Annotated in this window: 9 protein-coding genes; 6 read left to right on the forward strand and 3 right to left on the reverse strand. The window is 58.2% G+C overall.

Annotated features, from left to right (window positions below):
* The first annotated feature begins 90 nt into the window (after positions 1–90).
* The 5 genes from FG323_RS13630 (at position 91) to FG323_RS13650 (ending at position 7,702) form a co-directional block, all read left to right on the forward strand.
* Positions 91–4,950 (forward strand): RHS repeat protein, encoded by a 4,860-nt coding sequence (locus FG323_RS13630; RefSeq protein WP_181444227.1) that lies wholly within the window; start codon positions 91–93, stop codon positions 4,948–4,950.
* Positions 4,947–5,321 carry a DUF6869 domain-containing protein gene (locus FG323_RS13635; protein WP_141455208.1) on the forward strand — a complete coding sequence of 125 codons (375 nt, stop codon included), beginning with the start codon at positions 4,947–4,949 and terminating at the stop codon, positions 5,319–5,321. The genes FG323_RS13630 and FG323_RS13635 overlap by 4 nt, the downstream gene beginning before the upstream one ends.
* A 232-nt stretch (positions 5,322–5,553) precedes the next feature.
* A complete protein-coding gene (locus tag FG323_RS13640) occupies positions 5,554–5,751 on the forward strand; it encodes a hypothetical protein (protein ID WP_141455209.1) in 198 nt (65 codons plus the stop codon).
* Between the two features lie 406 nt (positions 5,752–6,157).
* Positions 6,158–6,484: a hypothetical protein gene (locus FG323_RS13645; RefSeq protein ID WP_141455210.1), complete on the forward strand. Its 327-nt coding sequence runs from the start codon at positions 6,158–6,160 to the stop codon at positions 6,482–6,484.
* A gap of 885 nt (positions 6,485–7,369) precedes the next feature.
* Positions 7,370–7,702 carry a hypothetical protein gene (locus tag FG323_RS13650; protein WP_181444228.1) on the forward strand — a complete coding sequence of 111 codons (333 nt, stop codon included), beginning with the start codon at positions 7,370–7,372 and terminating at the stop codon, positions 7,700–7,702.
* 191 nt (positions 7,703–7,893) lie between these two features.
* On the opposite strand, the gene FG323_RS13655 is transcribed toward FG323_RS13650, so the two are convergent.
* Positions 7,894–8,202 carry a hypothetical protein gene (locus FG323_RS13655; RefSeq protein ID WP_141455212.1) on the reverse strand — a complete coding sequence of 103 codons (309 nt, stop codon included), beginning with the start codon at positions 8,200–8,202 and terminating at the stop codon, positions 7,894–7,896.
* A 621-nt stretch (positions 8,203–8,823) separates the two neighbouring features.
* Here FG323_RS13655 and FG323_RS13660 point away from each other — a divergent pair.
* A complete protein-coding gene (locus FG323_RS13660; protein WP_141455213.1) occupies positions 8,824–9,195 on the forward strand; it encodes a YciI family protein in 372 nt (123 codons plus the stop codon).
* Positions 9,196–9,244: 49 nt separating this feature from the next.
* On the opposite strand, the gene FG323_RS13665 is transcribed toward FG323_RS13660, so the two are convergent.
* Together FG323_RS13665 and FG323_RS13670 are read right to left on the reverse strand one after the other, a co-directional pair.
* Positions 9,245–10,579, reverse strand: coding sequence for an ATP-binding protein (locus FG323_RS13665; RefSeq protein ID WP_181444229.1), 1,335 nt, complete (start codon positions 10,577–10,579; stop codon positions 9,245–9,247).
* 300 nt (positions 10,580–10,879) lie between these two features.
* On the reverse strand, positions 10,880–11,953 hold the full coding sequence (locus tag FG323_RS13670; RefSeq protein WP_141455215.1) for a LacI family DNA-binding transcriptional regulator: 1,074 nt from the start codon (positions 11,951–11,953) through the stop codon (positions 10,880–10,882).
* Positions 11,954–12,408: the final 455 nt, after the last annotated feature.

The raw sequence follows: 12,408 nt of genomic DNA on the forward strand, positions 1-12,408 counted from the left end.
TTAGAAAGCCTAACCGTTTGGCGACGCCATCAATGCCAGGCGGACGGTCCTGATGCGCTACCGAATAATTCAACAGAAGAGAAGGACCTCATGCGCAAGTTACTCCTGCTGGCCCTCGCACTTGTTGGCTGCATTGCTCCCCAGATCTCCAAGGCAGTAGGAAACAACTACTGCTATAAGAATGTCTGCTATCCCTCCTTGCCAGAAGCCGAGGCCGCCATGCGTGCCTCGGCTCTGCATGGAGGTCTATTGGTCAAGAAGGAAGAGACGCCTTATTACAATGGGAAAAAGTGGATTTACTACACCTATCCTGATCAGCCGCCAGAGCATTTTTATAACAAGGTCTATGCGGTTCCGAAGCTAGAGGGGCTTACACAGCAGCCTGGCTGTACTACAGACGATCCCGTTCTGACTAATTACTGTTCTTCGGAAGCATCCGCGATTGCTGCTTATTGGACGCTTTCGGAAGCGAGGGAGGTCGGGTCGTGTCAATTGATAAGTTCACCGGGGTCTGGAGTGGGGCAGCGGCAGGAAGTCCCCGAATACACAGTTCGTAAAACAGGTTCCGGCACGTTTGGCTTCCTTCGCTTTCAACATGCGTTTGGGACTGGGACATGGGGCAGCCATTTCTTGGAGCCGCCGTGGTCAAACTTCTATCGAACCATGTATGTCGTCAGCTGTAATGGGGAGCTGAAGGACAAATTTGCTTCTATCGATATAGGTCAACACTTTCGATGCCCAACTGGGTTTGGTCCCATCTATCCAGGCGGTATTTCGATCCCTTCGATGGGTTATGAACAGACGAAGTTCTGTCGCTCGAATCTCGGACAGGAAAGCATATCGGTCTGGGTGAGCCAAGTGAAAACCTGTGGAACGGCAAATCCATGTCACCCATTGACGGGGGACAAATCCCGGCGAGAAGAGGATTTTGTATTCGCAGGCAGGCCGTTCTATCGGAACTATCATTCGCTCGCAATGATAAGTTCCAATTCACTTTCCAAGGGATGGTCGCATGTGTACGAGGAGCGGATGGTAGATGTGGCAGGTGCTGCGCCTTACCACATTACGGAGGATGGTTACTTCGATCCTACGCTTTCATTGAGTGCGGGAGGGCACTCAACCTTTGGCGGCGAGAACGATGCAATCCTCACGTTTGTCAATAACGGCGGTGTTCGATACACGCTTAGAAAGGCGAATGGGGATGTAAAGACCTTCGATATGGGGAACCGCCTCGTCTCGATACGAAATCCATTGCGCTCCGAGAGTGACGTCTACATCAACTATGTTGATGGGCGGGTGTCAGAGCTGGTTTCTTCTTCGGGGAGAAGGGCTGTCTTTTCGTATGAAAACGATAGGCTGAGCGAGATCGTGCTTCCGGATGGAGCATCCGTACTCTATCGCTATGACAATCAAGGGAATCTCAGTGAAGTGGATTATGGCGGTAGCGTCAAGAAGTATTCCTACAACGAGAGTGGTCTGGGCGCGGGTCAGGATTTTTCGCATCTTCTAACCGGAATTGAATCAGAGGACGGCCGTAGATACGGAACCTTTGCCTATAACCCGAATGGATGGGTGACGGATAGTTCGCTGCATGCAGGCGATGGACTGGTGGAGAAAGTAAAGATTAGTTACACCTCGGCGACTTCCGTACAGGTCGAGACCGATGGCAAGGAAACACAGGTGTTGGGGTTTGAGGCCGCTCAGTTTCCCCGGGTGCGCTCTGTTGCTACCAGTACAGGGAATGTCACGAGGGACTACACCGTCAGCGGATTCGTTGCTTCTGAAACGGACAGAGCGGGGACAAGAGCCGATTACGGCTACTACAGAAATCTCGTGAACAGAATTGCGGTCGCAGTGGGAAAACCGCAGGAGAGGGTCCAGAATCTAGCGTATGACAGTCTTTTTCGGATAACCAAGAGTGAGACATACGGTCGGAATGCGAGTGGCTACATCCTCAGTCGTCGCCGTGATTTCGTATACGCAACCTCTGGTTCTCCCGGGTTCGTCTGTGAATACGACCCGCTGGTAGCAGGGGCGTCAAGCTATGTTTGCGGAACCGCCAGCGCGGCCCCTGCGGGGGTCAGGCAGACGGAGTATGTGTACTGCACAGAAACAGACGTGACCAATGGAGCCTGCGCGTCGATGGGACCCTTGCTCTCGGAATTTTATTCCAGTGGAAACGTCCGAAAGATGCTCCGGCAGGTGTCCTATCACTTGAACGATGCTCCCGGATGCGGAGGGATACCGAGCGCGTGCGCCTTCAAGAAAGGTGATGTCTGGAAAGTGCACAACGTTGTTGGGCAGTTTTCCGAGTTCTTTGCCTATGACGGTGCCGGCCGTCCGTTGTCAGTCAAGGACCCCAATGGCGTCATCACCGACTACGAGTACCACCCGCGTGGCTGGCTGACTGCCAGCAAGGTGCGTGGCACGAATGACACGGTCGAGACCGATGACGCCATTACCCGCGTGGCGTATTGGCCGACTGGGCTGGTGAAGCAGGTCACCCAGCCCGATGGCGCCTTCACGCTTTACACCTACGACGCGGCCCATCGCCTGACCGACATCAGCGACAACGCCGGCAACACGATTCACTACGTCCTGGACAATGCCGGCAACCGCATCGCCGAGGAGACCAAGGATGTGGGCGGTGTGCTCAAGCGAACGCTGAGCCGCATCTACAACCAGCTGGGCCAACTGGCGACCCAGGCCGATGCGCAGGCCAACCCGACCGACTTCACCTACGACGCCAACGGCAACGCCAACACGGTGACGGACGCACTGGGCCGGGTGACCGACCACGACCACGACCCGCTCAACCGGCTGGCGCGTACCTTGCAGGACGTGGGCGGCATCGCCGCCGAGACCAAGTTCCAGTACGACGCGCTGGATAACCTGACCAAGGTGACCGACCCCAAGGGGCTGGACACCACCTACACCTACAACGGACTGGGCGACCTGACCCAGTTGCAGAGCCCGGACACCGGCACCACCACCTACACCTACGACAGCGCCGGCAACCGTGCCAGCCAGACCGATGCACGCGGGGTCACCACGACTTACGCCCATGACGTCCTGAACCGGCTGACGGCGGTGAATTACCCGGACGTCGCCCTCAACGTCAGCTACACCTACGACACGGTGCCGACCGCGTGCGAAGCGGGGGAGACCTTCGGCGTGGGCCGGCTGAGCGGGATGGACGATGCCAGCGGCAGCACCCGCTACTGCTACAACCGCTTTGGTCATCTGGTGCGCAAGGTCCAGACCACGAACGGGGTGAGCTTCGTGGTCCGCTACGCGTACACCCTAGGCGGGAATCTGCAAGCCATGGTCTACCCGGACGGCACCACGGTGGACTACGGCCGCAACGCGCAGGGACAGGTGACCGAAGTGGGCGTCACCCGCAGCGGCCAGCCGCGGCAGGTGCTGCTGAACCAGGCCACCTACCACCCCTTCGGCCCAGTCGCTGGCTGGACCTACGGCAACGGCCGCACCTTGAGCCGCACCCTGGACCAGGACTACCGCCCGCTCACCGTCGAAGACCCCAACACCGGCGGCCTGTCGCTGGGCTTTGGTTATGACGCGGTGGGCAACCTGACCCAATTGGGCAGCGCGCAAGGCGTGGCGAATCCGGCCATCCGCTTCGGTTACGACGCCCTGGGCCGGCTGACCCGCACCGAGGACGGCCCGACCCAGGCCGCCATCGACGTCTATGCCTACGACGCCACCGGCAACCGTACCGCCCACACCACGGCGGCGGGCACCTCGGCCTACACGTACCCGACGACCAGCCATCGCCTGACGGACGTGGCCGGTGTCCCCCGGACCTATGACGCGGTCGGCAACACCACCGCCATCGGCGGAACCCGTGGCTTCGCCTACAACGACGCCAACCGGATGAGCGGGGTGCAGCAGTCCGGCGCGACCACCCGGCAGTACGCCTACAACGGCCGCGGCGAGCAGGTGCGGCGCTATCTGGGCACCACCAACACCTACACCGTCTATGACGAAGCCGGCCACTGGCTGGGCGACTATGACGACACCGGCGTGCCCGTCCAGCAGGCCCTGTGGATGGACGACCTGCCGGTAGGCCTGCTGGCCAACGGCCAGCAGCTCCACTACCTCCAGCCCGACCACCTGGGCAGCCCGCGTGTGGTGATTGAAGCGGCCCGCAATGTACCGGTGTGGACCTGGGACCTGAAGGGCGAAGCCTTCGGCAGCACCGCCCCGCAACAGGACCCGGATGGGGATGGCATTCCCTTCGTGCTGGACATGCGGTTCCCGGGGCAGCGGTATGACGCGGCCTCAGCGCTCAACCAGAACTACTTCAGGGACTATGACGCCAGCACGGGCCGATACGCGGAGAGTGATCCGATTGGTTTGTCTGGGGGGATAAGTTCGTACGGCTATGTACATGGTCGTCCATTGACGATGGTTGACCCACTTGGCCTCCAGTCTTCATCCATGGCAGGTTCTGGAGCGACCGGTTCCATGGGAGCGATGGGAGGGGCATATAACCCAAACAGCCCAGATGGTTCGGGGCTGTCGTCGGGTTCCTCAGGCGGAAGTTGGCCAAGCTGGCCCCAGAGGCAGCCGCAAGCAAAGCCGACGGTGGAGGTGCCGCTTGACGAGAGACTAGGGCAGTGGCTGTATCAGATGTCGGGCTTGGGAACCCTTAGTCAACTTGAACAGACAATAGGTGACAAACTAAACAACACATGCGACGCCAATGAAGAGCGCTGTGCCGAGCTTGTACGGCGGATAAATATTGCAAAAAATGGCGTGGCAAGACGGTTTAGGCAGCTACGCGAAAATGTTGGAAAGATCGATCAAGATACGCATTGGGAGCAGCTTAGGGGAAGGCAGGCACATCTCAGGAAACTTCTTAACGAGGCATTGGCAAACAGATGCCAGATTCCACCCGATGCATGGTACTGGGCGACAAGACGATGAATAAGTTGATTGATGCTTGGGTTCTGGCTCAGAAGTTCGATGTTGAAAGTCGGGAATACGATGACTTGAGTTGGGCTGTCGATGAGTTATTTGAATTGGCATACAGTGAGCCAGGCAAGCTGATTCATATCGTCACCGAAATTCTGAAAATAGACTCATCGGAGAAAGTCGTGGGGGCGCTTGGGGCGGGCGTTTTAGAGGAAGTCATCGTCCATCATGGTGAAGAATGTATGGATGATCTGGTTGTTCTTGCTGGAACAAATGAACGTCTAATGTCATGTTTTAGGTTTACTTTCTTAGATGAAGATGACGTTTCACCGCGAGTATACGAAGAGTTCCAAAAGCTAAAGGCTGACGCACTCTCTGGATAGACGATATCGAAAAATAGGAGCCAGAGTACTTTTCGTAAGGTATGGCTTATGTCTGGAAAAAGTGGCCTATAGCATTTGCTGTTTTCCAGCAACAAGCAATGCTGAGATAAGGCAACTGTCTCAGCGGTCGGAATGAAGGAATAGATGCGCCACTGCCACCGTGGGGTAAGTAATGAAGTCAAGTAAAACAACGCGTGGCGTTCTTGTGCGTCTAACAGTTCAGGATAGGGGGATGTTCATCAGCATGGACGATCTTGAGGAGTTCCCAGGTCAGCCAAGATCATGGCAGCAGCGCGAGCCCATCACGCTCAAAGAGATCGACGAGAAGAGGTTCGACCGAATGGAGTTTGACGAGAAGGATCTGGCTGATTTTGGGTACTACATCTTGGCTAGGCTTCACGCTTTTAGGTCCATGGGTGAAGCACCTTAGCCTAATTTATCAAGGGGCTAAGATTGGACGCTCGAGTTCTTATAAATATCTTCGTCAACTCCGCTTACTACGGGCAATGTGAAGGGAGCCTTGCTCTTCCTTTCGATCCTCAAGTAGGGGATAGCATTGATTTTGGTGCGAGTCCTCAAGGGGCTTCAGCAGATGCACTCATGCTAAGGGTCGAAAGCCGGATCATTTACCCAAGCAAGACATCGCCCGTAGCCGTGTTGTTGAACATGGAGCACCTCATCCTAGAGAGCGATGAGCAAGCGATTGAGGTGGTCCGGTGGTTGGAGGGAAATTTTCAGCTAAATTTTTGGAGGAAATAGAGATGGAGGTAGCGGTCGGATATTCTTGATCTCTGAATCTACCTCATAGCCATTCGAATTCTGGGTATGCCTGAAAAATGAAGTGCTATGTCTTTGTCGATTTCAAGATGGCCGATGGCAGGCATGCCGGGTTTGCGACTGGAACGGTCGATCTGTCTAGAACTCCCCAGTTGAATGACTACTTGTCGATTGGCGGCAGCTTGGAGATAGGCCAGAGATCCAAAGGCATGTCATTCAAGGTTTCAGAAGTTCGCGTGCCCAGTGAACAAGTCAAAGCATCGAGCGACATTGAATGGATGGTGTCATGCGATGAGGATGTATTTGATGATAGCGACGCTGTTGAAAGATCAATGCAGTTGCTGGAACGACTAGGTTTTGTTCGTGAGGAGTCTAAATATAGGTGAAGCCTTGGTAGTCATTGGTCCAGCATACTGATGCCGCCGGCCGCCTGTGCGAGCAACTTATTTCATTAGTTCTTATGTTCATGCTGATCGGCGCGGATGAAGCAAGGTGACCGGTATTTCGGACTATCGCGAGGAAACAGGGGTTGGGAACAGGAAACTACAAAGATGGTACGCCAGCTAACTTAGGCGACGTCGTTGCTGTTGGTGGCGAAGCCACCGGTGTTGTCGTGGCGGTGATAGATGCTGGCCGTTATGCGGCGGGATACTCCGCTGATGAGTGGGGCTATCTCAAGTCTGGGGTGCTCGTCGAGTCCTCTGATGGAGGTTTGATTCACTACCCCGACGCAGAGAGGTATCTTTACCTTTCTAGGAATGCCTGACACAGCTAGGCATGCAGCGCCGTGGAGACATCGGATCTCTGAATCAGGATAAAGCAGGGGGTAATTCTGCTTTAGGAAAGGGTGCGGTGAATAGAACTGTATGGCGAAGGTTCTATTCACCTTTGTATCTCGGTAGAGCTAATGATGAAAGTAGCGATTGATTTCTCAGTTTTCACTTCTCCAGATGATGCCTATGGGAATGTCACGGGAAGCCTTGATCTCTGCGCTGTTCCGGCCGTGGGAGACAGGGTTTCATTCTTGTTTTCTAGGGACTCCACTTTGCCTGGTGCTAGCTTTGATGGATTTCTTATAGTGACAGACAGGAGGTTTGATTCTAGGCAAGGGACTTGCACTATATTGTTGGAGGGGCTGGTCGTAACATCAGTCCATGAAGCCGAAATACTTATGAAATACTTTGAGGCGGGATTCGGACTCTTGGCCTATCGCTACTAGTAGCATGCTAGAGGCCGACTGCGTCAGTTTTCGACGCCAAGGGACGCTGATGATGAATGCCGAAATATTGAGTTCTGAAACCAATCTCGCCATAGTCCGCTTGCCCACAAGAACGACGCCGGCGGTTTGCTTGCATGGGGACACACTGATTTCTTTGGCCCGCATCGCAAATGACAACGCGAAGCTATGGGTTAGAAACATCGACAATCCACTGTTTCCTGATGAACTGCTCGATAGAATGGTTTACTTGAACAACATGCTTGCGCAGATGGTTGAGCAATATAACGAACGGTGCGCCCAGGGAGCCTTGGGCGCTACTCGGCCACTGCAAGCGGATGGGATTGGTGTCATTCACTTCGATGATGAAGGTGGAGCACCCAAGTAGTCGGTTGGAGTTCTTCTGTTCGCGGGGTCAAAGGGGTACTGTTTCGCCGCCCAGGAATTTGGCTAGGAACAGTTCGCCGGCCCACAAGCAACAGCGGTGGGTATTCGCATTCAGTCTGAAAACTTGCTCGATAGACCTTCAGGAAGGTGTGAGAAGGTCCGGCCATCGCCGGACCTTCTGCGAGTGAGATGTTAGTCGGAGTCCTCGTCCTCATCCTCGTCGACGTTTACTTCCTCAAGATCGTCCTCGATGTAGGTGGCATCGGCCACGGTCGGCACATAGGCGCGCACCATCCCATTTCGACTAGCGACCTCGAACCGGACTTCGATGTTGACGTTGTCGGTCCAGAGATTGGCCACGTACAGGCGCTCGAACTGGTACTCCCCATCGCCAAGATGACGGCGCCCACTTTCTGCGAGCTCAAAGTCGGTTGCTTCAATGTCATAGAACTTTCCGTTGTCGGCGCGCACGCGCACGCCGCCAGTGAGTGAATTACCCATAGCGCTTTCCTGTTTTGGTTGAAGTTGTGCGGAAATGTCCGTCAGGCCATGACAGGGTCTACGCCTGATAGAGCATTCATATGCCAGTGCTGGCAGGTACAGCGTGTGTAGTCAGGTAGATCTATCTCGCTGATGAGCCGCGGACTCTGAGATAGAACAAGAGAATGTTCGCCGTAGCGTAAGCCTGGAACTTCTCGTATGGGGGCTGGCGCCTGGAGCCGGCCACTGCCTTTCGCTTATGAGCCTTGCTCATTGAATCCAGGATTCTGTAGCGAAGCAGGCCATCTGCCTGCACATCAATACTTCATGTCGAGCGGGATGTTGGAGGTTCCGGAACGCTATCACGGTGCCCGATGCGCCTGCAAGGAACATGGCTTGCGCCTAGATGCTGGGGCAAGAATCATGTGTGAGCACAAAGGCTAGTGCTCCCGGGAGCACCGGGTAGCCATGAATCGGGCTACGGCGAAAAAAAATGCGCCAAGTGAAGCTAAAAAAGGGGGGGCAGAGTATCTTTCCATGGCGGGTGGGCCATGTAGGGAGTAGTCCTCTTCCCAGTTTTGCGTAAGCACAGTCGATTTCCAGCCCTCCGCTTCGTCGTCAAACACACCTCTGGGAACTCCCATGAAGTATCTCGGCCTGGCCTATTTCTCCCCCGAAAAGTTCGCCGCAATGAGTCCAAACGAAGTGGAAGCGCTGGAGAGCCAGTGCCCCGCACTGGACGAAAAGATGCTCGCCACCGGCAAGGTGCGGGTGTCCGCATCACTGGGCGACATCAGCAACTGGCGAACGCTCCGTCCGCGTGGCGGCAAGACGCATGTCACCGATGGGCCCTACGCCGAGGCGAAGGAGGTGGTGGGTGGTCTGTTCATCATCGAGGCGGACAGCCCTGAGGAGGCATTGCGCATCGCCTCCATGCACCCGGCCGCCATCTTGGGCGAAGAGGGAGGGTGGGCCGTCGAACTTATCCCCATGGATTTCTACCTGGCCCCGTGAGGGCGTGGGCAAATGCGTTGAAGGCTCTGCTGCAGCCGTTCCCTGGACATCACCCGGCGGTCGATGCCAAGGGAAGCGTGATTTGCACGGAAGTTCCGCCCGCGGGCGGGCATTCGATGCTGATCTCACCGCCCGCGTCCATCACTATGTCGCGCGCCACGGACAGGCCCAGTCCGGTGCCTTCGCCTTTGGGCTTGGTGGTGAAGAAAGGCGTGAACACGTTGGCCCGTATCGCCTCGGGAATCCCGGGACCATTGTCGCTGAGGATCAGGGCGAGCGAGTTGGTCTTGTCGTCGAGTGAAGCGGCGATGCGGAACGTTCCGCCTTCCGGGAGCGCATCCCGGGCATTTCCGGCGAGGTTGAGGATCGTCAATTCGAAGTTGCCCTTGTCCATGTGGACGAGGAGGGGAACGCCCGGTCGCTCCAGCGACAGACGGACCTCCGGGCCGAGCAACTGGCGGAGCATCGTCTGCAGGTCGTCCAGCGCGGCGCCGGCATCGAATGTCTCCGGATGGGCAAGGTCCAGGCGGTTGAAATCCAGCAGCTTGCCGCTGATGGCCATGGCGCGGCGGGCGGCCAGCTCCACGCGTTCCAGTGCCGATATGAGCGCTGGCTCACCGCCGTCGGCGGCCAGCCGGTTCCGTCTCTGGGCGTATCCCAGGATGACGGTGAGGACGTTGCCGAAGTCGTGTGCGAGGCCGCTGGCCAACCGTCCGGTCAGGTCCATCTTTCGCGAATGGAACAACTGCTCGCGGGTGCGATCGCGCTCGGCGATTTCTTCCTCCAGACGCGCATAGGCCAGTTCCAACGCCCGGTTGCGTTGCTCGGACTCCTCCAGGCTGTTGCGCAGGGCGGCCACCGTGCGATCCAGTACCAACGCGATGATCAGCCAGATGCCGGCGATGGAAATGGTCTTGCCAATCGTGGAGGCCAGCGGCGCCGCATCGGCGCGATGCACCATATCCAGGGCCATGCAGGCCAGCAGCATCGCCGTCAGCGCGCCCAGTACGGTCCACAGGGCCCGCCGCCCCATCACCAGGCCGGCCAACGACAGCAGCACCAAGGGAATCGGGTCCAGGCCCACGCGCGCCATGCCAACGCTGGCATAGGCCATGCCGACGCAAAGGGACGCAACGGACAGAAACAGGGCCACGCCCTGTCGGAAACGGCCCCTGCGGATAAGCCACAGCGCGACCCATGCCGCACCGACGAGCAGCAGGTCGGTGACCAGGTCCGCGGACAACTTCAAGGCATCCGGCCTGGGCGCCTGTCCGGAACCGACCGCGTAGAGGAAGAGGGCCTTGTTGATCGGGACGAAGACCCCGAAGAAAAGCAGGAGCACCTGGAAGAAGGGCGCGTTGCGCCTATCCACCGGGTTGGACAAGGGAGCGCTCCTCAACCAACGAAGGAAACGATTCATCGCGCTTCCTTCGTCGCATCGACAGGGGAATGGGCCAGCGCCGTTTCCAGCGTGCATTCGGGATTGGGCAAGGCACGCGCGGGTACCGGCATTTTCCACCGCAGTTCGAAAGGATGGGCGATTATAGGCAGCGCGAACCGGAAGTTAATCGTCCGGACGTGAGCCGGGATCCCCCGCCTGATAATGCTGGGCGTCCGTCGACCGGGACATCCTCATGTCAGGTGTGCGACAGGGAATGGATGCACAGCGTCCTGATCCGATTTCCTACCGTCCGCCCGCCTTGCGCTTGACGAGCGTCTCCACCGAGGCGCGTTTCACCAGCTGGTGCGGGACGACGTGGTTGACCAGCGTGCGCGCCGAGCTGTTGGCGCGCCGGATCTCGCGCAGCAGGATGTCGATGGCCGCGTCGGCCATCGAGGCGACGGGCTGGTGAATGGTGGTCAGTTCGGGCCAGACCATCGTCGCCGCCGAGGTGTCGTCGAAGCCGACCACGGAAAGATCGCGCGGCACGTCCAGGCCACGGCGGTGGGCGACGGAGACCACGGCGGAGGCCATGTCGTCGTTGCTGGCGAAGATGGCGGTCGGCGGGCGGCGCAGGGCCAGCAGGTTTTCCGCCGCTTCCAGGCCCGAGCGGTAGGTGAAATAGCCGGGTTGGACCAGCGCCTCGTCGAAGGCGAGGCCGGCCTCGGCCAGGGCTTCCTGGTAGCCGCGCAGGCGATGCGCGCTGGCGGTCTGGTTGGGATCGCCCTTGATGTAGCCGATGCGGGTATGGCCATGCGCGATCAGGTGCGTGGTCATTTCGTGGCTGGCGCGATGGTCGTCGATGCGCACGCAGGAAATCCGGTCGCTGAAATGCGCCGACGCGATCGCGACGACCGGAATTCCGGCCTGCGCGAACTCGGCGACGATCGCCTTGGACTCGCATAGCGGCGGCGGCAGGATCACGCCCGCCACGCTCTGCGCCAACTGCCGCGCGGCGGCGCGCTGGCCTTCCGCGTCGAGGGTGTCCCAGGTGGCGATCACCAATTGCGCGGCCGCGCGCGCCGAGCCGCGCAAGGCGCCGACCAGCAGCTCGCGCAGGTAGCTGGAGCTGGGGTTGGTGTAGATCAGCGCGATGCAGGTGTGCTGCGCCGCGGCCAGCGCGCTGGCGGCCAGGTTGGGCCGATAGCCGAGCTCGCGCACGCTGCGCATCACCCGTTCGCGATTGGCGTCACGCACGCCTTCGTGGCCATTGATCACGCGGGACACGGTCATCGGCGAGACACCGGCGTGCGCGGCGACTTCGTCGATGGTGATGGCCCGTCCCTTGCGGCGGACCGACTTGCTGGTCTTGTTCATGCGGGAATTCATCCGGTCATTCTGCGTGGTTCAGGCGGCCTGCGGGCGGGAAACCTCCATTACACGCGCAGTCCCGTGGCTGGAATCGTTTCCATCACGGTTCCTCCCAACGTACTCGGCGCGGTGTTTCGGGGACTTTGCGTCGATTTGCTGCGCTGCATGGTGACAAGGACGAAGAGGCGTGATTAGTCTGCGGCCCAACGTAATGGTAGCGCTACCACTCGACTGCTGCACAGCCCGGTCAATGGCCTGCCCCTCCATCGCGCACTAGTCGTCCAAACACGTTTTGAAGCCGGAATACCAGGTCGTGCGTCCTCGGACGCCGCGCCCGGTTCCGGTCTGGAAATAACGGGCCATGCCCGTGGGCGCCCTTGGGAGGGCGATACATCCATTGATCGTGAAAGGGGAGATCCATGAACGCGTGCAGTTTCCGTGCAACTCCAGACCTGAGGGCA

It is taken from the genome of Pseudoxanthomonas sp. z9 (assembly GCF_006542425.1).
Lineage (GTDB): Bacteria > Pseudomonadota > Gammaproteobacteria > Xanthomonadales > Xanthomonadaceae > Pseudoxanthomonas_A.

Excerpts from the sequence above, each read along its gene's own strand:
- FG323_RS13630 (WP_181444227.1), top strand. The coding sequence starts at position 91 with ATGCGCAAGTTACTCCTGCTGGCCCTCGCACTTGTTGGCTGCATTGCT.
- FG323_RS13635 (WP_141455208.1), top strand. The coding sequence starts at position 4,947 with ATGAATAAGTTGATTGATGCTTGGGTTCTGGCTCAGAAGTTCGATGTT.
- FG323_RS13640 (WP_141455209.1), top strand. The coding sequence starts at position 5,554 with ATGTTCATCAGCATGGACGATCTTGAGGAGTTCCCAGGTCAGCCAAGA.
- FG323_RS13645 (WP_141455210.1), top strand. The coding sequence starts at position 6,158 with ATGAAGTGCTATGTCTTTGTCGATTTCAAGATGGCCGATGGCAGGCAT.
- FG323_RS13650 (WP_181444228.1), top strand. The coding sequence starts at position 7,370 with ATGAATGCCGAAATATTGAGTTCTGAAACCAATCTCGCCATAGTCCGC.
- FG323_RS13655 (WP_141455212.1), bottom strand. The coding sequence starts at position 8,202 with ATGGGTAATTCACTCACTGGCGGCGTGCGCGTGCGCGCCGACAACGGA.
- FG323_RS13660 (WP_141455213.1), top strand. The coding sequence starts at position 8,824 with ATGAAGTATCTCGGCCTGGCCTATTTCTCCCCCGAAAAGTTCGCCGCA.
- FG323_RS13670 (WP_141455215.1), bottom strand. The coding sequence starts at position 11,953 with ATGAACAAGACCAGCAAGTCGGTCCGCCGCAAGGGACGGGCCATCACC.